The 20,671-nt window shown below is 73.7% G+C and carries 17 protein-coding genes; 6 read left to right on the plus strand and 11 right to left on the minus strand.

Annotation, left to right across the window (positions count from 1 at the left end; translation table 11 throughout):
- Positions 1-54: 54 nt before the first annotated feature.
- The 3 genes from J116_RS16095 to J116_RS16105 all read left to right on the plus strand — a co-directional run bounded on the left by J116_RS16095 (position 55) and on the right by J116_RS16105 (position 3,598).
- Positions 55-1,074, plus strand: coding sequence for an L-tyrosine/L-tryptophan isonitrile synthase family protein (locus J116_RS16095; protein ID WP_023588101.1), 1,020 nt, complete (start codon positions 55-57; stop codon positions 1,072-1,074).
- Between the two features lie 208 nt (positions 1,075-1,282).
- Complete coding sequence (locus J116_RS16100) at positions 1,283-2,638, plus strand: cation:proton antiporter (RefSeq protein WP_023588102.1); 1,356 nt, start codon at positions 1,283-1,285, stop codon at positions 2,636-2,638.
- A gap of 105 nt (positions 2,639-2,743) precedes the next feature.
- A complete protein-coding gene (locus tag J116_RS16105; RefSeq protein ID WP_023588103.1) occupies positions 2,744-3,598 on the plus strand; it encodes an alpha/beta hydrolase in 855 nt (284 codons plus the stop codon).
- Positions 3,599-3,652: 54 nt separating this feature from the next.
- On the opposite strand, the gene J116_RS16110 is transcribed toward J116_RS16105, so the two are convergent.
- From J116_RS16110 to J116_RS16120, 3 genes are read right to left on the minus strand one after another with little or no spacing between them, the layout of a single operon-like run.
- Positions 3,653-4,159 carry a copper chaperone PCu(A)C gene (locus J116_RS16110; RefSeq protein ID WP_069818302.1) on the minus strand — a complete coding sequence of 169 codons (507 nt, stop codon included), beginning with the start codon at positions 4,157-4,159 and terminating at the stop codon, positions 3,653-3,655.
- Complete coding sequence (locus tag J116_RS16115; protein WP_023588105.1) at positions 4,156-6,513, minus strand: heavy metal translocating P-type ATPase; 2,358 nt, start codon at positions 6,511-6,513, stop codon at positions 4,156-4,158. Before J116_RS16115 ends, J116_RS16110 begins: the two co-directional genes overlap by 4 nt.
- Positions 6,510-6,770, minus strand: coding sequence for a hypothetical protein (locus tag J116_RS16120; RefSeq protein ID WP_037946734.1), 261 nt, complete (start codon positions 6,768-6,770; stop codon positions 6,510-6,512). The genes J116_RS16115 and J116_RS16120 overlap by 4 nt, the downstream gene beginning before the upstream one ends.
- Positions 6,771-7,314: 544 nt before the next feature.
- Here J116_RS16120 and J116_RS16125 point away from each other — a divergent pair.
- Positions 7,315-8,793, plus strand: coding sequence for an MFS transporter (locus tag J116_RS16125; RefSeq protein ID WP_235617353.1), 1,479 nt, complete (start codon positions 7,315-7,317; stop codon positions 8,791-8,793).
- On the opposite strand, the gene J116_RS16130 is transcribed toward J116_RS16125, so the two are convergent.
- The 5 genes from J116_RS16130 to J116_RS16150 form a co-directional block, all read right to left on the minus strand.
- Positions 8,790-10,289 carry an FAD-binding oxidoreductase gene (locus J116_RS16130; RefSeq protein ID WP_028964121.1) on the minus strand — a complete coding sequence of 500 codons (1,500 nt, stop codon included), beginning with the start codon at positions 10,287-10,289 and terminating at the stop codon, positions 8,790-8,792. The two genes, J116_RS16125 and J116_RS16130, sit on opposite strands and share 4 nt — an antisense overlap.
- 216 nt (positions 10,290-10,505) lie before the next feature.
- Positions 10,506-12,284, minus strand: coding sequence for an NAD(P)/FAD-dependent oxidoreductase (locus J116_RS16135; RefSeq protein ID WP_079147748.1), 1,779 nt, complete (start codon positions 12,282-12,284; stop codon positions 10,506-10,508).
- Between the two features lie 169 nt (positions 12,285-12,453).
- Positions 12,454-13,260: a TauD/TfdA dioxygenase family protein gene (locus J116_RS16140; protein WP_023588107.1), complete on the minus strand. Its 807-nt coding sequence runs from the start codon at positions 13,258-13,260 to the stop codon at positions 12,454-12,456.
- A complete protein-coding gene (locus tag J116_RS16145; RefSeq protein ID WP_028964123.1) occupies positions 13,257-14,234 on the minus strand; it encodes an L-tyrosine/L-tryptophan isonitrile synthase family protein in 978 nt (325 codons plus the stop codon). The genes J116_RS16140 and J116_RS16145 overlap by 4 nt, the downstream gene beginning before the upstream one ends.
- A gap of 32 nt (positions 14,235-14,266) precedes the next feature.
- Positions 14,267-14,938, minus strand: a complete 672-nt coding sequence (locus J116_RS16150) for an HAD-IA family hydrolase (RefSeq protein WP_023588109.1) — start codon at positions 14,936-14,938, stop codon at positions 14,267-14,269.
- Positions 14,939-15,517: 579 nt separating this feature from the next.
- Between J116_RS16150 and J116_RS30440 the strand changes: the two genes are divergently transcribed.
- Positions 15,518-16,222, plus strand: a complete 705-nt coding sequence (locus J116_RS30440) for a hypothetical protein (RefSeq protein WP_201258812.1) — start codon at positions 15,518-15,520, stop codon at positions 16,220-16,222.
- Positions 16,223-16,248: 26 nt separating this feature from the next.
- Here J116_RS30440 and J116_RS16160 read toward each other — a convergent pair whose 3' ends face one another.
- The 3 genes from J116_RS16160 to J116_RS16170 are packed head-to-tail and all read right to left on the minus strand — an operon-like array spanning position 16,249 to position 19,243.
- Positions 16,249-17,058 (minus strand): ABC transporter ATP-binding protein, encoded by an 810-nt coding sequence (locus J116_RS16160; protein ID WP_023588111.1) that lies wholly within the window; start codon positions 17,056-17,058, stop codon positions 16,249-16,251.
- Complete coding sequence (locus J116_RS16165) at positions 17,055-18,161, minus strand: FecCD family ABC transporter permease (protein ID WP_023588112.1); 1,107 nt, start codon at positions 18,159-18,161, stop codon at positions 17,055-17,057. The genes J116_RS16160 and J116_RS16165 overlap by 4 nt, the downstream gene beginning before the upstream one ends.
- Positions 18,161-19,243: an ABC transporter substrate-binding protein gene (locus J116_RS16170; protein ID WP_235617354.1), complete on the minus strand. Its 1,083-nt coding sequence runs from the start codon at positions 19,241-19,243 to the stop codon at positions 18,161-18,163. Before J116_RS16170 ends, J116_RS16165 begins: the two co-directional genes overlap by 1 nt.
- Positions 19,244-19,450: 207 nt before the next feature.
- Between J116_RS16170 and J116_RS16175 the strand changes: the two genes are divergently transcribed.
- Positions 19,451-20,572 carry an ADP-ribosylglycohydrolase family protein gene (locus tag J116_RS16175; protein ID WP_023588114.1) on the plus strand — a complete coding sequence of 374 codons (1,122 nt, stop codon included), beginning with the start codon at positions 19,451-19,453 and terminating at the stop codon, positions 20,570-20,572.
- The last annotated feature ends 99 nt before the right edge of the window (positions 20,573-20,671 follow it).

The following is a 20,671-nucleotide window of genomic DNA, read 5'->3' on the forward strand; positions in this document are numbered from 1 at the left end:
CCCCCAGGACCACTGCTCCCAGCCCCACGAAACACGGAAGCGAGCCGATTACCCATGTCCGAGTCCGTCACCACCACCGCCCTGACGCCCGAGGTCGCGCGCATCAGCGAGGAGATCGTGCGGCTCCTCATTCCGCACCGCCGCACGGTGGAGCCCGACACCCATCTCGACATCCCCGGCCACTTCCCCGAACAGCTGCAGCAGATAGCCGACTTCGTCGCCAAGGACGAACAGGTCATCTTCAGCCTGCCCGGCTTCCCCTGCAAGTCCCCCAACACGGACAAGGTCTTCGGGCACCTGCCCGACCACGGCGAGCGGCTCGCCCTGCGCTTCCTCGACTCGCTGTGCGCCGACATCGAGAAGGTCCACGCGCCCGGCGCGCGTGTCCTGATCTGCTCCGACGGTCATATCTTCGGCGACGTCATCCGCGTACCCGACGAGCACATCGACGCGTACAACGACGCGCTGCTCGAGATGATCCACGCCGAGGGCCTCGCCGACCACCTCGACACGTTCGACCTGCGTGACTGCTACGGCCCCGCCCTCTCGTACGACGAGAAGCGCAAGCTCGCCGCCGAGACCCTCGGCCCGACGCTGGAGGAGCTGCGCGCCGAGGTCCGCGAGGACGAGTCCACGCTGCGCATGTACCGCGGCATCACCCGGTTCCTCGTCGAGGACACCGCCGGCTGGGAGGGCTCGCGCTCCGCGCTCCAGCGCGACTGCCGCCGCAGGGCGTACGAGGTCATCCTCCGCAGCCGCGCGTGGAGCGAGCTGATCGCCGAGAGCTATCCGCGCAACGTCAGGCTGTCCATCCACCCGCAGAACCGGGGCTCCGTGAAGTTCGGCATCCGCCTCCTCGGAGCCGCCGACGCGTGGACCACGCCGTGGCACTCCGTGCTGTTCCACCACACGGACGGCACCTGGGAGTTGATGCACCGCCGGGATGCCGAGAAGCTTGGCCGCGAGATCCACCGGGACGGCCGGCCGAGCCACTTCGAGGCGGTCGGCGACGGCAGCGGCACCGGCACGCGGCCCGGCGACGGCCCCGGCACGAGGTCCGCCGAGGCGGCCTGACGCACCACCGTCCCCGGTCCCCGGGGACACGCGCACCACGGTACGGCCGCACCACCGCACGACCGCACCACGGCACCACCGCTCCAGGGCACGGCCGCACCACCGCACGAACGCACCACGGCACCACCGCGGCCCGGCCCGTGTGACGAGCCCGTCACACGGGCCGGGCCGCGCTCCCGAGACGTCGTACGGAAAAGGAGTACCGCTCATGTCCGTGGCCGCCTCGGTGGTCGAGCCCCTCCCCAGTCACGCCCTGATGGTGCTGCTGCTCCAGGTGGGCGTCCTGCTGCTGTGCGCGCTGCTCCTCGGGCGCCTCGCCGAACGGCTGGGCATGCCCGCGGTCGTCGGGGAGCTCACGGCCGGTGTGCTCCTCGGCCCGTCCCTGCTGTTCCATGTCGCGCCCGGTGTCGGCAACTGGCTGTTCCCGCAGAGCGCCGAGCACATGCATCTCCTCGACGCGGTCGGCCAGTTCGGCGTCATCCTGCTCGTCGGCTTCAGCGGCATCCACCTCGACCTGAAACTCGTCCGCCGCCAGGGCGCCCGCGCCGCGGGGGTCGGCGCCGCGGGCCTCCTCGTCCCGCTCGTCCTCGGCGCCTGGCTCGGCTTCGTCCTGCCCGCCCAGCTGCGCGCGCCCGGCGCCGACCAGACGGTGTTCGCGCTGTTCGTCGGCGTCGTCATGTGCGTCAGCGCGATCCCCGTCATCGCCCGCACGCTCATCGACATGAAGCTCATCCACCGGGACGTCGGCCAGATGATCCTCGTCGCCGTCACCATCGACGACGCCGTCGGCTGGGTGCTGCTGTCGCTGATCGCCGCCATGGCCACCACCGGCCTCTACGCCGGGGAGGTGCTCACCACGCTCGGTGAGGTCGGCGTGCTCATGCTCGTCACCGTGACGGTGGGCCGGTGGCTCATCGGCGCCGCGATGCGCGCCTCGGCACGGGCCGACGTGCCCGGGCTGCCCGTCGTCACCGCCGTCGTCCTGATGATGCTGTCCGCCGCGGGCACCCACGCCCTCGGTCTTGAGGCCGCGCTCGGCGCGTTCTTCTGCGGCATCCTCATCGGCGGGACGAAGGACTTCGACACGGCGTCCCTCGCCCCGCTCAACACGACGATCATGGCCGTCCTCGCGCCGCTGTTCTTCGCGACCGCCGGACTGCGCATGGACCTCACGTCGCTCATCGACCCGGAGGTCGCCCTGTGGGGTCTAGCGGTGTTCGCGGTGGCCGTCCTCGGCAAGTTCCTCGGCGCGTTCCTGGGCGGGCTCACCACCCGTATGAACCGCTGGGAGTCGCTCGCCCTGGGCGCGGGCATCAACGCGCGCGGCGTCATCGAGGTGATCATCGCCCTGATCGGCGTACGGCTGGGCCTGCTGACCGTGGAGATGTACTCGATCGTCGTCCTCGTCGCCGTCCTCACGTCCCTGATGGCGCCGCCCCTGCTGCGGTACGCCATGAACCGCGTGGAGCAGACGGCGGAGGAGAAGCTGCGGGGCCACCGCTTCCTGTCGCAGCCGGACACCCCCCAGGCGTCCCCGACGCCCACCACCACAGCGGACCCGTGACCCGGCGTACGCCGGAACCGCCTCACCACCGGGCCCGGGGGAACCACATCACCCCGGGCCCGGTGCCCCCCATGCCTCAGCCCGCCATCGAGAACAGGAGGACCCATGCCACACACACCCCCGTCCCGCGCGGCCGTGCGCATCGCGCTGGACGCCGGCGGCCTGCCGCTGTCCGGCCTGCTCGCCGAGGCGGCCGGGGAGCCGCGGGGAACGGTGCTCGCGCTGCACGGCGGGGGGATGACGGCGGGCTACTTCGACGGCCGGGCGCACCCGGGCGCGTCCCTGCTGGCCCTGGGGGCACGCCTCGGCTTCACGGTCCTGGCCCTCGACAGACCCGGCTACGGCGCGTCCGCGCCCCACCTGCCGGACGGCGCCGACCGGGACGAGCAGGCCGATCTCGTACGGGCGGCGTTCGCCGACTTCGCCGCCCGGTACGCGGTCGGGCCCGGCGTGCTGCTGCTCGGCCACTCCTTCGGGGCGCAGGTCGCGCTGGCGGCGGCCGCGCGGGGCTTCCACGACCGGCTGGTGGGCCTCGACCTCTCGGGATGCGGGCACCGGAACGTGTGCGTGCCGGGGGAGGCGCCGTCGCTGTGGGGGCCGCCGAGCCTGTACCCGCCGGGTACGTTCGCGGCGGGGGTGGACCTGATGTGCGAGCGGCCCCCGGCTGAGGTGTCCCAGGCGGTGCGCTGGCCCCGGGACTTCGCGGGCGTCGCGGCGCGGGTGGAGGTGCCGGTACGGCTGACGTTCGCCGAGCACGACGGGCGGTGGCGGCACGACGCCGAGGCGCTGGCGGAGCTGACCGCCCACTTCACGGGCGCGCCGAGGGTGCAGGTGGCGCGGCAGCCGGCGGCGGGGTACTACCTGAGCCTCGGGTGGGCGGCCGCGGCGTACCACCGCCAGGCCCTGACGTTCTTCGAGGAGTCCCTCACCCACCGCCCCGCGCCCCGCACCACAGCCTGACCCCCGCCGGGGCCGCACCCCCGCGGGGCCCGGGGTGCGGCCCGCGCGGGAGGGCTACGGGTAGGACCACTCCGAGTGGCGGACCACCAGGGCCTCGACGTTCAGGGGCGGGCTCTGCTGGAAGTGGAGGGTGAACGGCCCCCGCTCGCCCAGCCGCACCGGCTCGCGCAGCTCCACCATCACGTCCGTGCCGTACGGCGTCATCTCCAGCGCCCCCCGAGCGGGCACCGGCGCCGAGCCGATCATCCGCATCCGCGCCGCCGCCTGCCCCGCGTCCGCGTCCTGGGACAGCATCGCGGAGTTCACCGCCGGGGACGTCACCGCCAGCAGCCGGTCGTCGGCGGCGCCCTCGTTCCGCACGGTGAACACCACCGCCGTCGACGCCCGCCCGGGGAAGGGCTGGAGGACCCGCGCGTGGGTGACCGACAGTTCCGCCGGGCTGCCCGCCGCGCCCGCCGCCGTCCAGGCGGTGAGCCCGCCGAGGGCGAGGGCGCTCGCCACGACGGCGGACAGCGCGGGCAGGAACGGCTCCACCCGGTCTCGCAGGGCTCGGGTTCTCACGCGTGTGCCTCCGAAGGGGTCCGGGCCGGAACAGACGGGCGGCCGGGCCGCGCGGGCCGGGCGGACCGCCTCGGCTGCCAGCCGCGCAGCCGCAGGCTGTTGGTGACGACGATGACCGAGCTGACCGACATGGCCGCCGACGCGACCATCGGGTTGAGCCAGCCGGTCGCCGCCAGCGGGATGGTGACCACGTTGTACCCGAACGCCCACACCAGGTTCATCCGGATGGTGCCGAGCGTGCGGCGGGCCAGCAGCACCGCGTCCGCGACGGCCTCGATGTCCTCCCGGACCAGCGTCACGTCGGCGGCGCCGATCGCCGCGTCCGTACCGCCGCCCATGGCGACGCCCAGATCCGCCCCGGCCAGGGCGACCGTGTCGTTGACGCCGTCGCCGATGACGGCGACCCGCCGGCCGTCCGCCTTCAGCCCGGCCACCAGCGCCGCCTTGCCCTCCGGGGTGCACCGCGCGTGGACGTCCGCCTCCGGGATGCCCAGCTCCGCCGCGACCGCCCGCGCCGTGGCGTCACGGTCGCCGGTCGCCAGCACGGGCCGCAGGCCCAGGCGCCGCATCCGCTCCACCGCCCGGTACGCGCCGGGGCGCAGCGTGTCGCCCAGCGCGATCACCGCCTGCGCCGTGCCGTCCACCTTCACCAGGACCGGCGTGTGCGCGGCCTCCTCGGCGGCGGTGAGCGCCCCGGCCAGCGGCTCCGGCAGCACCTCGTCGCCCGGCGCGCACACCTCGACGCGCCGCCCCTCGACCCGGCCCGCGACCCCGACCCCGGTCGTGGACGCGAAGTCCGCCACGTCGGGCAGCGCGTCCTCGCCGAGCGTGCGGTGCGCGTACGCCACGACGGCCCGGCCCAGCGGATGGTCGGAACCCCGCTCCACGGCGGCCGCCAGCCGCAGCACCGCGCGCCGCTCGTCGTCGCGGTGCGCCCCGCCCAGCGGGGTGACCCCGGTGACCTTCAGCTTGCCGGTGGTGAGCGTGCCGGTCTTGTCGAGGACGACCGTGTCGACGTTGCGCAGCGTCTCCAGGGCGCGTGGCCCGTTGACGAGGATGCCCAGCTGCGCGCCGCGCCCGGTGGCGGCCAGCAGGGCCGTCGGCGTGGCGAGGCCCAGCGCGCACGGGCAGGCGACGACCAGCACGGACACGGCGACGGTCACGGCGATCTGCGCGTCGGCCCCGGCGCCCAGCCAGAAGCCGAGCACGGTCACCGCCAGCGCCAGCACGACCGGCACGAACACCCCGGCGACCTGGTCGGCGACGCGCTGCGCCCTGGCCTTCCCGGCGAGCGCGTCGGTCACCAGCCTGGTGATGCGGGCCAGCTGCGTGTCCTCGCCGACGGCCGTGGCCCGTACGAGGAGCAGCCCGCCCGCGTTGACGGCGGCGCCGACGGCGGGGGAGCCGGGGCCCACCTCGACGGGGTCGCTCTCGCCGGTCACCAGCGACAGGTCGAGCGCCGAGCTGCCCTCGACGACGACACCGTCCGTGGCGACCTTCTCACCGGGCCGTACGACGAAGACCTGCCCGACCCGCAGCTGCTCGATCGGGACGCGCCGCTCGCGGCCGGACTTCTCGCAGCGTACGGCGACGTCCTTCGCGGCCAGCCGGGCGAGCGACCGCAGCGCGGCGCCCGTGCCGCGCTTGGCGCGGGCCTCCAGGTACCGGCCGGTCAGCACGAACATCGGTACGGCGACGGCCGCTTCCAGGTAGACGTGCGCCACGTCCGCCGACGGGGACGGCAGCAGGCTGAACGGCATCGTCATGTCCGGCATGCCCGCGCCGCCGAGGAACAGCGCGTACGTGGACCAGGCGAACGCCGCGACGGTGCCCAGCGAGACGAGCGTGTCCATGGTGGACGCGGCGTGCCGCAGGCCCCGTACCGCCTTCACATGGCACGGCCAGGTGCTCCAGAAGACGACGGGCGCGGTCAGCGCGAAGCACAGCCACTGCCAGTTGCTGAACTGGAGGGCGGGGATCATCGACAGGGCGAGTACCGGCACGGAGAGTGCGACGGTGATCCACATGCGTTGCCGCTGGGCCGCCAGATCGGCGTCGGCCTCCTGCTCGCGGCGCTCCTGCCGCGCGGCCTCCGGCTCCTCCTCGGCCTTCGGCGGGGCGGGCGGCTCGGCGGTGAACCCGGACCGCTCGACGGCGGCGATCAGGTCGGGGACGGTGTACGTCGGCGGGTGCGTGACGCGGGCGGTGTGCGTGGCCAGGTTGACCGAGGCGACCACGCCCTCCAGCTTCGCGAGTCCCTTCTCGACGCGGGCGACGCACGCCCCGCACGTCATGCCGCCGATGATGAGGTCGGTGGTGGTCGTGGCGGACGCCACGGGTCCGGGAGCGGTCATCGGTCCATCCCCTCCATGTCCATGCCGCCCATGCCGCCCATGTCGTCCGCCCCGCCGTCCTCGCCGGACGTCCCGGCGGGGGCGGTGTTGCCCGGGTGGAGGCCGGGGGCGACGGGCCCGGCGAGCGAGCCGACCGCGTACGACACGGCGAACAGGGCCACGAGCAGGGCCAGGAACCCGGTCAGGCCCGGCAGTGGCCCGCGCGGGGAGGCGGTCGGGCGGTCGGGGGCGGCCTGTTCGGGCCGGGCATCCTTCATGGCGTTCCGCTCCTGAAACAAGCGCCCGCCAGCCACGAATCCCGGTACGGGGGATGGCCCGGACACGCGGCTGACGGGCCGACAAGGGATGGGCCGGTCAGGGGAATCGGAGATCTCCCTCGGCCCGGGCACTCATGCTGGCACGGAAATCCGGGGAATCCACCCGGCTCGGCGGGGATGCCGCACGTGAGTATTCTCCCGTTCCGCGCCGGGAACCCGTGCGTGCCGCGGGCCGACTACCTGGAGAAAGTCTCCGCCGCGTTTCCGGCCAACACCCGCCCTGGAGCGACTGTTTCCGGCCGCCGTGTCCGGTAGGGCCCCTCCGATAAGCCGGGAAATCCGTCACGCGTCACCTGCGACCATGGAAATGAAGCCCGCCGTACGACGGCGGAGACGAAAGGACCGAGCAATGCGGCACGACCAACGGGATTGCGCAGCGGGCCCGGAGAAGCCGGACACTCCGGAGAACGCGTTAACGGGCGGGCGCAGTCCCTGGGTCCTCGTCGCCATCGCGGGCGCGCTGTCGTTCACGGCAATGCTGGATATGAACGTCGTCAATATCGCGCTGGCCACCATATCCGCCGACCTGGACGTCTCCCCGTCGATGGCGCAGTGGGCGGTCCTCGGCTACCAGCTCGCCGTCGTGTCGCTGCTGCTGCCCGCGGGCCGCTGGCTGGACGGGGGCAGGGGAGGACCCGGCTCCCGGGGCCCGGACGGCTCCGGCGGCGGTGTCGGGCTGCGGCCCGCGCTGCTGCTGGCGGTCTCCGGGTTCTCGGTGTGCGGGATGCTCGCCGCGCTCGCCCCGTGGATGGCGTGGCTGGCCGCCGCCCGGGTCGCGCAGGGCGTCTTCGGCGCGCTGCTGTTCGTCCTGATGCCCGTCCTGGTGATGCGGGCCGTGCCGCCGTCGATGCGGGGCCGCGCGATGAGCGTGCCCGCGACGCTCGGCCCGCTGGGCGCCGTCACCGGTCCCGCCGTCGGCGGTGTCCTGCTGGACGCGTTCGGCTGGCGTGCGGTCCTGCTGGTCAAGCTTCCGGTGTGCCTGGTCGCCCTGGTCGTCGTGGCGCGCGTACTGCCCCGGCGCGGCGGGCTCACGGCACCCGGCAGGCAGCCCCTCGCCGACGCGGCGCTCGTCGGCGGAGCCGTCGCCGCGCTGCTCCTCGGCCTGACCCTGGCGCCCGAGGTGCCGGCCTGGCTGCTGCTGGGCCTCGCCGCGCTGCCGCCGCTCGTGTGGTGGTCGCGCCGCCCCGCCGCCCGCCCGGTCCTGGACGTGGTCCGCGCGTCGGGCGTGGGCGGGGTGTACGGGGCGGTGTTCGCGCTCGCGGCGGGGTTCGCCGCCATGCACTACGTGGTCGCGCTGCGGCTCCAGAGCGACAGCGGCCTCTCCGCGACGGCGACCGGCCTGACCGTACTGGCGTTCCCGCTGGCCATGGGGCTGATGGGGCCGCTCGGCGGACGCCTCGCCGACAAGGTGGGCGCCCGCCCCACGGCGCTGGCCGGGGCGTGCGTCACCGCGCTGGGCCTCACGCTGCTGGCCCTGACGGGCGACCACTGGACGCAGGCGGACATCGCCTGGCGGCTCGCGCTGGCCGGTGCCGGGATGGGGCTGTACGGCGGGCCGACGCAGACCCTCGTGATGACGGCCGCCCCGCCCCGCGCCGTGGGCGTCGCCGGGTCGCTGGTGCAGCTCTCGCGCAGCCTCGGCTTCGCGATGGGCCCCGCGCTGGCGGGCGCCGCGTGGGGCCTCGCGGGCCGCGCGGACGGGGCGGACGGCGCCCGGTACGGCCTGTACATCGCGGCGGGCGCGGCCTGGCTGTGCGTCCTGCTCCTGGCGGCCGGGCGGGTGCCGGCCGGGGCCGCTCGTGGAGCCGGAGGGGCGCGCGGGCGTCGAGAGGACGTGGGGGTCCCCCCCGTTCCGGCGAAGCCGGGAACAGGGGGGAGCGTGGAGGCCCTGAGGAACACAGGGCTGAGCACGGACGGCCTCCCGACAACCGCGCGGAGCACCCCGGAGGTGGAACGGGCCTAAGAGAGGGGGGCGTACCTGCCGGGGGACAGGATCCCGTCCGGGTCGAGGGCGGCCTTCAGGAGGGATATCGCCTCCCACGGGGCCGTGTCCCACTCCGTGAGGGTCTCCATCGTCTCCACGCCGACGCGGTAGAAGCGGAAGCCGTCCTCGTAAAGCCGCCGGTGCAGCTCCGTGTTGCAGGCGCGCGCGGACGCCTCCTGCTCCGGGTCGTCGCGGTCGAAGTACAGGTTGACGACCGACTCCAGGTAGTCGGGTCCCGTCGGGTTGACCGCGATGGCCGGGACGAGGCCGTGGTCCGCGCAGGTCTTCTCGACGACGGCCACCAGGTCGGTGACGGTACGCCCGTCGACGGCGGCGACCGGCATGCACGCCAGGTACCCGACGGACGTCCCGTCGAGCACGTCCGGGTCGGCGGGCACCTCCTTGCCGGGCACCGACTGGTACAGGCCGTGCAGGAACGCCGTGGTGGGCCGCCCGGAGTGGACGTCCCACATGGCCGTGACCATCGGGTCGGCGCCGGGCCGGGCGGCGTCCGCCTCCGCGACGACCCGCACGGCGGCGCCCTCGGCGGCGAGGGTGCGCTCCACGTCGGCGACGGCGAGGGCGACCTGCTCGGCCGTACCGTCCACGGCGACCGCGCCGGTCCAGGTCGGCACCCGGTCGTCGGCCGTCATGGCGAGGATGCGCTTGTCGTTGAAGATGTGGGTGATCGACCGGAGCGTGCCGCGCAGGAACAGCCCGCGCACCGCGTCCACCACGCCGGGCAGCGCCGACTCGGACAGCGTGAACATCAGGAGCCGCTGCTCCTCCTGGCGGGGCAGCAGGTCCACGGCGGCGGCCGTGACGACGCCCAGGTTCGACTGGAGGAACAGCCCGTCGAGCTGCGGGCCGATGCCGTACGGGTAGTGGTGCAGCTGCCGGGTGCTCGTCCCGGCCCACAGGCCGGTGCGCAGCCGCTGCCCGGTGCCGAGCACGACCTCCAGGCCGCGCACCTCCTCGGCGCGGTGGCGGCGGAAGCCCGTACCGCGCTCCAGGAGGTTGCCCAGCACGGAGGAGTGCGGCGAGGAGCCGGTCACGTTGGCGACCAGGTCCGGGTGGTGGGCGGCCAGGTGGTCGGCGAGCTGGAGCTGGGTGACGCCGGGTTCGACGACCGCGTACCGGCCCGCCGGGTCCACCTCCCGGATGCGGTTCATCGCGGAGAGGTCCAGCAGGGCGCAGCCGTCCCGTACCGGGAGGCGGGAGCCGAGGCCCCAGTTGCGGCCCGTGCTGTACGGGTGGAGCGGCACCTTCTCCTCGCGGGCGACCCGTACGATCCCGGCCACCTGGTCGGCGTCGGAGGGCCGCAGCACGGCGACCACGCGGCGCGACGGGAACGCCGAGGTGTTGTGCGAGACCTCCGCGAGGGCGGCCTCGTCGTACGCGAGGGCGTCGGGACCGACGATGTCCCGCCACTTCGCGACCGCTCTCTCGTCGCCTCCGCTGCTGTTCTGGCCCATGCGACCCTCACCAATCTGCTGGTACGTGATGGACGGCGCCGCGCGCCGCCGCCCGGCCGCCCGGGGAGGGCGGGGCGGGCGGCGGCACGGTCTCGCCGGTGTACGGGTGGTGCGGTGGTACGGGTGGCTCCAGTGGTACGGGTGGTGCTTCCGGTGCCTGGTGCTTCCGGCGCTGTGGGTGCCGCGCTGTTCCGTGCCCGCCGAGGGCCGGGGCCGTCAGGCGGTGGTGCGGGTGCCCAGGTCGAGCATCCCGGCGTGCAGCAGCCGCTTCAGCAGCCGCTCCTGGCCGTCGTGGAGGCCCCGCACCAGGTCGCGCCACAGCACCGGGCCGCCGCGCAGCCGCTCCCACAGGTCGGCGGCGCCGTCCCGCTCGTCCAGGCCGCGCACCTGCGGGCCCTCGGGGTCGTCGGCGAAGCCGAACCGGTGCGCGGCGAGCGTCCGGTCGAGCGGCGAGTCGACCAGGTCGCCGTTGCGGACCGGGTCGTCCCAGTAGGCGGCGATGGCCTTCTGCTCCTCCTCGGGCATGAGGTCCGGCTCCGGCGGGATGGCCGCCTTGAAGCCGGGGATGTCGAGCGCGGGCCCCGTCAGGACGGTGACGTTCTCCTTGAGGGCGACCTTCGTGTCGGCGTCCAGCTCCAGGTCGTTGGCCTCGGCGTACGCGGTCATGAACGGGCCGTCCACGTCGAGCGCGGCCAGGCCCTCGCCGCGGGAGAGCACCTGGAGCAGGTCCGGGGTGAACGCCGTGTTGAGCAGCGCGTGGAACGTCGTCTCGTGGTCGGGTCCCGCCGGGCCGTCGGTGCCGCGGCTGTTCCAGTACACGCTGTCCGGGTTGTCCTTGCCTATGGCGTAGTACCACTGGTCGATGGAGAGCGCGAACGACGCGGCCATGCCGTGCCACTCGGTGTCGTAGTCCCGCCACAGCCCCCGCACCTCGGCCTCGCCGAGGCCCTCGCGGCGCGTCTCGCGGATCAGCGCGGCGGCGGCACGGGCCTGGTTGGTGGCGAAGGCGACGCCGGAGGAGAACAGCGGGTCCACGAAGTACGAGGCGTCCCCGAGGAGGATCCAGCGCCCGTCGTAGTCCGCGAACTTGTCGTTGATCATCGAGTAGTTGGTCGCCGTCAGCATCTTGTCCCCGACCGGGGTGACGTCCTGGATCAGTTCGCCCAGCTTCGGCACCTGCTTGACCGTGCGGAGGAACACCTCCGGGTCGGTGAAGTCGGCGCCCGGCTGCCTGAGGATGGCCGGGTCGGTGACGATGCCGATCGAGTGGGTGGTCACCCGCTTCCCGTCGATGACCTTCGGGACGGGGATGTACCAGCACCAGCCGTCGCGGAAGGCGAAGCAGCCGATCGGGGACATGTCCTGCTCGCGGAAGATGTTCCAGTCGCCGTCCAGCGTCTGCGTCGTACGGCCGCCGAGGTAGTGCTGCCAGATGGCGATGTTCCGGTACCCCGAGAGCCACTCGCGGCGCTTCTTGGTGACGATGCTGTTGCGGCGGCCCGAGGCGTCCACGAAGAACCCGGCGCGGACGGTCCTGCCGTCCTTGAGGGTCACCTCCTGACCCTGGCCGTCCGGCAGCGGCGCGCAGTCCGACACCGCCGTGCCCTCGAACACCTCGGCGCCCAGCTCGGCGGCGTGGTCCAGGAGGATCTTGTCGAACTCGGACCGGTTGACGTGGATCGCCCAGCGGTGGGCGCCGTCGCGGACCGTGTTGGAGTGGTCGAAGAAGGCCACGTGCGGGTCCTGCCCCCGCCACTGGAAGATGCCGCCGAACTTCTTCACCCAGCAGTCGCTCGCCAGGACCTTGTCGAGCACACCCGTCTCCTCCAGGACGGGTATGAGCGGATGGGCGAAGGACTCCCCGATGTGCTCGCGGGGGAAGTCCTCCTTCTCGAAGACGGCGACGCTGAGGCCGCCCTGCTTCATGAGCAGCGCGGCGAGCGACGACCCTCCCGGGCCGCCACCCATGATCACCACGTCGTAGTACGGTCGCATCAAGTCTCGCCTCTCGGTTTCCGGTCGGTACGGATGGTGCGAGTGGTGCCGATCGTGCGGGTACGCGTCGTGCGAGTGGTGCGGGACGTGCCGGTGGCGCTGGTGGTGCGGGTGGTGCTGGTCGTGCCGGCCGAGCGGGCGGTACTCGTGGGCCCGCCGGAGCCGCGCCTCACAGGACGTGCACGCGCCGCAGATGGCGCGGCGACCCCTGGGTGAACGCGGTGCGGCCGTGCAGCAGGGCGTGGTTGTCGGTGATCACGTAGTCGCCGTCCTCCCACGCGTGCTCGTACATCACGTCCGCCGCGTACAGGCGCTCCCTGATGTCGGCGAAGAACTCCTCCGCGCCGGTGCCCTCCGGCAGCCCCGCCACCTCCAGGAACAGCGGGCTGAGGAACTCCTCGGGCGCCAGCGGCTCCGCGTACCGGATGACCGGTGCGCCGGTGTGCGGGTGCGACTGCACGAGCGGCGCGGTGATGTGCCCGCCGTAGTGCGCCGTCTTCTCCTTGCGGTACGTGACGGTCAGCGCCTCCCACTGGGCGCGCTTCTCGGCGGGGAGCGTGTCCAGCACCATGGTCGTGTCGCAGAACGTCGTACGGCCGCCGGTGCCGCGCGCGGGCGCCTTCACGCACTGGAAGACCTGGTGCGTGGGCGTCTTCTCGGCGAACGCCCCGTCCCAGTGGTACGGCACGGGGCCCGGCGTGAACACGTAGTCCTTGGGGTCGGCGTGCACCTCCAGGTCGAGGACCTCGCCGAAGTTCCAGGCCAGCAGGTCGCCCCAGCGACGGGCGTACTCGACCAGCTGCTCCTTGCGCTCCCAGGGGCGGAACCCGCGCAGGACGATGATCCGGTGCTCGCCGACCAGCGCGCGCACGGCGCCGATGTCGAGGTCGCCGAGGTCGGCGCCCCCCCGCCGCGCCTGAACGACGGCGCCGAACGGCTTGATGGCGGTGAGGGTGTAGTCGGGGGACAGGGTCATGACGCGACCTCCTCGATCAGCGGCTTGGCGGATGTCGAGACGTTGGGGGCGATGTAGTGGCTGACGCGGCCGCCGCGCATGACGAGCGTCGCGCCGAGCTGTTCGGCCTCGTGGCGCTTGACCAGGCGGATGCCGTCGCCGTCGTCCAGCGCCACCCCGTGCCAGGGGGTCAGCCAGTTGTCCTTCGTCCGCATCATGTGGATGCCGATCTTCGGGGAGTGGCTGACCTGCGGGTGGATGGAGAGCCGCAGCGCCTCGGGGAAGAAGTCCTCGACCAGCTGGCTCCACGCGTCGCTGCGCTGGATCACCTGGTACGCCAGGGACTTGGTCTCCTCCCGGACGCTGTTGCGGCTGCGGCCGGTGCTCAGGGCCATCCGGTCCTCGAACAGGAACCGGTGGATGCCGCCGAAGATGTTCCGCGCGGCGGGCTCCGCGAGGGCCCGGGCCCGCACGTCCTCGACGGGGACGGCGTACTGGCTGGTGAGCATCGCCCGCTGCTCGTCGAACGGGAAGCCGGGGAACGCGTCCTCCAGGCCGTACGTGTTGATCGCGTCCGCGCCGATCGCCGCCAGCAGCGACTCCAGTTCGGCGCCGTACGCGTGGACGGTCTCGTCGGGCACGCCGACGAGGTCGCTGAAGACATGGCCGTCGGAGCAGATGGTGATCCGCGCGCCCGGCTCGTAGTAGTGGCGGGTGTAGTCGCACAGCTCCTGGAGGAACTCCAGCGACACCCGCTCCGCCATGTCGGGGAGCGTGCCGAGCACCTTCTGCGGGTTGGGCGACTTGGCGGGGAACGCCGGGATCACGAAGTGGACGGGAACGCCCTGTTCGATGAAGCGCTCCACCTTCGGCCGGTGCAGCGCGAAGCACTCCTCGCACGTCCCGGCGGCGCAGGCGCCGTCGGCCGGGCCGTGGGCGAGGCGGCGGAACGAGAAGACCAGACGGAGAATGTCGTCCGCGGGTGAACCGGACATCGTTCCCTCCTCGAGGGATAAGTGGGATGCGGTCATCGGATCGCGTGGAACTGGATGCGTGCGGTGTGCGCGGCGGACTCCAGCGCGTCGAGGTGGGCCACCTCGAGGTCCGGCGCCTGCGCGGGGCCGGGCCGGCCGTATCCGAAACTCACCCAGGCCGCGGGCATGCCGGCGGCGCGGGCGGCGGCGAGGTCGTGCCGGCTGTCGCCGACCATCAGGCCGGCCGTGCCTCCGGCCAGCCGCAGCGCGTGGTGCAGCGGTTCGGGCGACGGCTTGCGCCCGGCGGGGCCGTCCCCGGCGACGACCGCGTCGAACCGGCCGTCGAGGCGCAGCGCCTTGAGCAGCTCGGCCGTGACGCCGCCCGCCTTGTTGGTGCACAGCGCGGTACGGACGCCCGCCGCGCGCAGCCGCTCCAGCAGCGCCACGGCACCCGCGTACGGCCGGGAGTCCTCGGCGGGCGAGGCGGCGTAGCCTGTCAGGTACGCCTCCTGGGCGCGGGCCACGACGGCGGGTCCGACGGCGCGCCCGGACTTGCGTACGGACGCCTCGATCAGCGCCGTACCGCCCTCGCCCACCCGGTCCCTGACCTCGGCGCGGGACAGGGCGGGAAGGCCGTGGTCGCGCAGAGAGGTGTTCACCGCGCGGACGATGTCGTCCAGGGTGTCCACCAGGGTTCCGTCGAGATCGAAAAGGACTGTGTCCACGGTCCGGAAGCCGGTTTCCGTGGTTTCCGCGCGCGTAGTGATGTCGGCCTCAATTCATCGGTCCGGATGCGGAGTCGGCGGAATTCCCCATACCGCTCCGGGGCTGTTTTCGGCCATGCCGAGTAACACCGCGGCGGTCCCCCTGTCAAAGGGGCGCGCGCCGGGTGTGTCGGGTGTGCTGTCCGGGAACGGCGAAAGGGGCGCCGAGGCGCCCCGTGTGCATGCTGAACGGCCCGTCTGACCTGGGCGTATGTGCTGAGGAAATATCAACCGGGGTGGTTCATCATCGTTTTACGCGCTGTTCACGTAAAACGTCCGGAGATCCCCCGGGAGGTGCTGCCGGAAGTGGGCATGAGGCGCCAACCTGAAGTCCATCCTCTTGGTGGTCTTGGGCTTTTGTCAAGGGTCGTCCATGGGGTCCCCGAGTGGGAACGGATTGGTATCGACCTGGTAGCCCCGGCCTTCAGGCTCATTCCTGCTGTCGTCATACGCCTCAGAGGATGCCCCATGCCATGTGCCTCAATTCCTGCCTATAGCACGAGTGCGCAGGTGACCCGTCGGCGGATCACCATGAACCTGGTGACGATCGGAGAGCTGTACAACGAACTCACCCACTCCCTGAGCTCGGCACGGACGTCCCGCGGGGTGGCCGAGCGGGTGCGCGAGCGCGGCACGCCCGGCATCCCGCTCAACGGTCGCGCCGTCGAGGTCAGGGACCGCATCCGGGGGGTGCTGGCGAGCTGGGCCGCCGTGGTCCGCGAGGGCCGGGGCGTTCCGGCGCCCACCCGCAACGCGGTCGCGCTGCTGGCGTTCCTCAGTCACCACTCCGGCTGGCTCGCCGGGCACGAGGCGGCGGAGGACCTGGTGGCCGAGACCGACGACCTGGTCAAGTCCGCGTGGGGTGTGCTGTCGGGGCACACCGACCGGCGCATGGTGGTCGGCCCGTGCGTACGCCCCGGCTGCCGCGGCACCCTGGTGGCCCGCCTCGGCCCGGCCTCCTCCGGCGGCGCGGCGATCACGTGCACCGTCGAGCGCGGGCACACGTGGTCGCCGGAGCTGTGGCACACCCTGCACGAGACGCCGCGGCGCGCCGGGACAGGGGCGGCGGGGCTGACCGCCCAGGACATCTCCGCCGGGTGGCGCATCGCGTCGGGGACGGTGTACTGGCTGGCCAACACCCACGGGTGGCGGCGCCGCAAGTCGGGACGCCAGGTGTACTACGACCGCGACGACGTCCTCGCCACCATGCGCACCCGGACGGCCGCCACAGGAGCGACCCCCTGACACCCGCCCCGGGTGGGGCCCGCGGCTCATGGGGTCGCTCCCCTGGTCAGGGGGGACGGGGCGTGGTGGTCGAAGGCGATCAGGGGGTCGCCCGTCAGGGGGTGGTCCAGCACCGCGGCCCGCACCCCGAACACCTCCCGCAGCAGCTCCGGCGTCAGCACCTCCCGCGGCGCCCCCGACGCCACCACCCGCCCCCGGTGCAGCACGTGCAGCCGGTCGCACACGGACGCCGCCGCGTTCAGGTCGTGCAGCGACACCAGTGTCGTCCGCCGCTGCTCCCGCAACAGCGCCAGCAGTTCGACCTGGTGCAGGACGTCCAGGTGGTTGGTCGGCTCGTCCAGCACCAGCACCTCGGGGTCCTGCGCCAGCGCCCGCGCCAGCAGTACCCGCTGCCGCTCACCGCCCGACAGCGCCGAGAACGGCCGGTTCCGCGCGTCGCCCATCCCGACCCGCTCCAGTACGCCCGCCACCACGGCCCGGTCGGTGGCGTCCTCCCCGGAGAACGGCCCCTTGTACGGCGTGCGGCCCATCATGACGATGTCACCGACCGTCAGCTCGAAGTCACTGGTGCGTTCCTGCGGCAGCGCCGCCACCCGCCGCGCCGCCTGCACGGGCGTCAGGTCCCACACGTCACGCCCGTCCACCAGCACCCGTCCGGCCGCGGGCCGCAGGTGCCGGTACACGGTGCGCAGCACACTGGACTTGCCGCTGCCGTTCGGCCCGACGAGCCCCGCGATCTCCCCGGCCGCCGCGATCAGATGGACGCCCGACACGACGGCCCGCCCCGCGTACGCGACGCTCAGGCCCTCGACGGCGATGTCCACGGCCGTGTTCACGCGTTCCTCCCGAGCCGCCGGTCCAGCAGGTACAGCAGCGCGGGCGCGCCGATCAGCGAGGTGACGACCCCGACGGGCAGCTCCTGCGCGTCCAGCGCCGTACGGCACACGATGTCCACCACGACCAGCAGCACCGCGCCGAACAGCGCCGACACGGGCAGCAGCCGCCGGTGGTCGGCGCCGACGAGCATCCGGCACGCGTGCGGCACCATCAGCCCGACGAACGCGATCGCCCCGGACACGGCCACCAGCACCCCGGTCAGCACGCTCGTCACGACGAACAGTTCCCGCCGCAGCCGCGCCGGGTTCACGCCGAGCCCCGCCGCCGTCTCGTCGCCCATCATCATCGTGTTCAGCGGCCGGGCCCGCGCCATCAGCAGCAGCAGCGTCACCGGCACCGCCACCGCCGGCAGGGCGAGCGTCTCCCAACTGGCCCCGCCGAGGCTGCCCATCAGCCAGAACAGCACGCCCTGCGTCTGCTGCTCGTCCCCGGCCTGGAGCACCAGATAGCTGGTGAACCCGGTCAGGAACTGCCCGATGCCCACGCCCGCCAGCACCAGCCGCAGCGGCGAGAACCCGCCCCCGCGCCGGGCGATCAGCCACACGAGCGCGAACGTGGCCAGCGCCCCGGCGAACGCCGCGCCCGACGTGCCGAGCCCCAGCGCCCCGCCCGCCCCCAGGCCCAGCACCAGCGCGCCTACCGCGCCGAGCGACGCCCCGGAGGAGATGCCGAGCAGGTACGGGTCGGCCAGCGGGTTGCGTACGAGCGCCTGCACCGCCGTGCCGACGAGGCCGAGCCCCGCCCCGACGACGGCGGCCAGCAGGGCTCGCGGCAGCCTCAGCTGCCACACGATCAGGTCCGACGTGCCCGGCCGGGGCGCCTCGCCGGACAGCCGCCGCAGCACCACCGACCACACCTCGCGCGGGGCCACGTCCGTCGACCCCCACGCCACGGCGAACGTGAGCGCGGCGAGCAGCGCCGCACCCAGCACGGCGGAGAGTACCCCGGCCCGCACGTGCCGGACCCCGGGCGCCCTGCCAGGCGTGTGGTCCGGGCCCGTGCGGGCGGGGGTGGTCTGCTTCTCGGCTTCGGCTATCGGCATCAGCGCCCGGCCTTCACCTTGCTCGGGTACAGCGCCGCGGCGATCTTCTCGACGGTGTCGGCGTTGCGCACCCCGGCGATGGTCGTCGCCTCGGAGCCGATCCGCAGGTACCGGTCCTCCTTGACGGCCTTGAGGCCGCGCGTCGCCGCGTTGCCCTCCATCCAGGCGCGGGCCTCGTCGAACGCCTTCTCCGTCGCGGCGGCGTCACCCCGGTCGCGTACGGCGAGCTGGATCCAGTCCGGGTCCGCGGCGACCACGTCCTCCCAGCCGACCTGCCGGAACGTGTCGTCGCAGTCGGCGAAGACGTTCCGCGCCCCGGCCAGGGTGATGACCGCGTGGGCGATCTGCCGGTTGCAGACGGCGACGGGCTGCTTGGTGCCCGCGTCGTAGTCGAAGAGGAAGTACGTGGGCCGGTCCTTCTCCGGTGTCGCGCCGACGGCCTTCCGGACGGCGTCGGTCTTCCGGTTCATCCCGGCGACCAGCTCGGCCGCCCTGTCGCCCGTACCGGTGACGGCGCCGAGCGTCCTGATGTCCTCCGTCACCGGGGTGAGGTCGGTCAGCGGCTTCTTCGCCGTGCCCGGACACGCCGTGGACTTCAGATACATATGGGTGATGCCCGCCGCCTTGAACTCCTCGGGCGTCGGCTTGTCGCCCATCCCGTGGCCGCCCCGGTTCGCGGACGCGAACGTGTCGATGTACAGGTCGGCGCCGGAGCCGAGGAGCTTCTCCTTGGGGATGACCGTCCTGCTCAGCACGGGGACCTTCAGCGCCCGCTCGCCCAGCTCCCCGGGGAGGGTGCCCTTGCCGGGCGGGAAGCCGGTGCCGACGACCTTGTCACCCGCGCCGAGCCGCAGCAGCAGCTCCAGGGCGGAGGCGTTGCTGGTGACGATCGCGCGGGGCGGCGCCCCGACCGTCGTACGGGTCCCCTCGCAGTCCGTCACGTCCACGGGGAAACCGGCGCCGCCGCCCGCGCCCTGGGGCGCCTCGGAGGACCACGCGGAGTCGGAACCGCCCGGTCCGCAGCCGACCGCGGCGGCCGCCAGGACCGCCACGACACCGCACCACACGCGAGGTTGCCTCACCACTGCCGACCCTTCCTGCCGTTCCGGGCCGGCGAAACGGCCCAGGAGCCGGAGAACGGCCCCGGACAAGTAGTCGGCGCGGCTTCCCCCGGAGTTCCCGGCGGGTTCGCCCGTAAGGGGAAACCCGCATGCGCAAGGGCCCTGCGCGGGGCGGCCGTTCGATTACAGTGCTGCGCCGGAGCCACGTCGTGGGGGAGGGGCCTCTCGGTGAGTACCACAGCGGCAGCCGTCTGGGGCCGGGCCGAACAGCAGGACTACCGCGCCCGCGTACGGGGCTGCCTCCTCGGCGGGGCCATCGGCGACGCCCTCGGGGCCGGCGTGGCGCGCCTTCCCGTCGAGGCGATCCGCGAGGAGTACGGCGCCGACGGGCTCACCGACCTGGCGCCCGCCCACGGGCGGCGCGGCGCCGTCACGTACGCGACCCAGCTCGCCATGTTCACCGTGGACGGCCTGATCCGCGCCCAGGTGCGCCGCGACACGGGCGCCTGGCACCCGCCGACCGACCTGCACCGCGCGTACCTGCGCTGGGCGGCCACCCAGCGGGACTGGGGGCCCGACGAGCGGCGCGAGGACAACGGCTGGCTCGCCGCGCAGGAGTGGCTGTACACCCGCCGCGACCCGGCCCGCGCCTGCCTGACGGGCCTCGCCGACGAGGTGCTGGGCACCCCCGCCGCGCCGAAGAACCCGGCCGTGCGGGACGGGGGCGCGCTGGTGAGGTCGGCGCCGTTCGGGCTGCTGGTCGGCTGGGAGCCGCACCTGGTGTGCCAGCTCGCCGTGGAGTGCGCCACACAGACGCACGGCCACCCCGTCGCGTACCTGTCGGCGGGGGCGTACGCGGTGGTGGTGCACGCGGTGGCGCGCGGCCAGGACATCGAGTCGGCGGTACGGGCGGCCACCGCGCACCTGGCGACCCTGCCCGGCCACGAGCCGGTGACAGGCGCCCTGGAGCGCGCCTCGGCCGCCGTACGCGAGGGGGCGCCGTCGCCGGACCGGATCGCGTCACTGGGCGACACGGACGGCGAGTCGGCGGAGGACGCCCTGGCCATCGCGGTGTACTGCGCGATGGTCGGCGAGGACGTACGGCACGGGCTGCGCCTCGCGGTGAACCACGACGGCCCGTCGGAGGTGACGGGCGCGCTGACCGGCGCCCTGCTGGGCGCGCTGCACGGGGAGACCGCCCTGCCCCCGGCGTGGCTGGCCGAACTGGAGGGCCGAGGCACGCTGCTGGAGCTGGCCGACGACTTCGCGCTGGAGATGACCCAGGGCCCGGCCCTGCACGGCCCTTCGACGGCCTCGCCGGCCTGGCTTGCCCGCTACCCGCGCGGCTGACCGGCGGGTGCGGGTGTGCCCGGGGCGTGCCGGGGGTCCTGAGCGGGGAGGCGGGACCGGCGGCTCGCTCACGGGTCACCCTGCCGGGTACTGGCGGGT

It is taken from the genome of Streptomyces thermolilacinus SPC6 (assembly GCF_000478605.2).
Lineage (GTDB): Bacteria > Actinomycetota > Actinomycetes > Streptomycetales > Streptomycetaceae > Streptomyces > Streptomyces thermolilacinus.

Coding starts and splice junctions, on each gene's coding strand:
- J116_RS16130 (WP_028964121.1), bottom strand. CDS start 10,289: ATGGGCCAGAACAGCAGCGGAGGCGACGAGAGAGCGGTCGCGAAGTGG.
- J116_RS16140 (WP_023588107.1), bottom strand. CDS start 13,260: ATGACCCTGTCCCCCGACTACACCCTCACCGCCATCAAGCCGTTCGGC.
- J116_RS16165 (WP_023588112.1), bottom strand. CDS start 18,161: ATGCCGATAGCCGAAGCCGAGAAGCAGACCACCCCCGCCCGCACGGGC.
- J116_RS16125 (WP_235617353.1), top strand. CDS start 7,315: ATGAACGTCGTCAATATCGCGCTGGCCACCATATCCGCCGACCTGGAC.
- J116_RS16145 (WP_028964123.1), bottom strand. CDS start 14,234: ATGTCCGGTTCACCCGCGGACGACATTCTCCGTCTGGTCTTCTCGTTC.
- J116_RS16120 (WP_037946734.1), bottom strand. CDS start 6,770: ATGAAGGATGCCCGGCCCGAACAGGCCGCCCCCGACCGCCCGACCGCC.
- J116_RS16105 (WP_023588103.1), top strand. CDS start 2,744: ATGCCACACACACCCCCGTCCCGCGCGGCCGTGCGCATCGCGCTGGAC.
- J116_RS16115 (WP_023588105.1), bottom strand. CDS start 6,513: ATGACCGCTCCCGGACCCGTGGCGTCCGCCACGACCACCACCGACCTC.
- J116_RS16095 (WP_023588101.1), top strand. CDS start 55: ATGTCCGAGTCCGTCACCACCACCGCCCTGACGCCCGAGGTCGCGCGC.
- J116_RS16100 (WP_023588102.1), top strand. CDS start 1,283: ATGTCCGTGGCCGCCTCGGTGGTCGAGCCCCTCCCCAGTCACGCCCTG.
- J116_RS16135 (WP_079147748.1), bottom strand. CDS start 12,284: ATGCGACCGTACTACGACGTGGTGATCATGGGTGGCGGCCCGGGAGGG.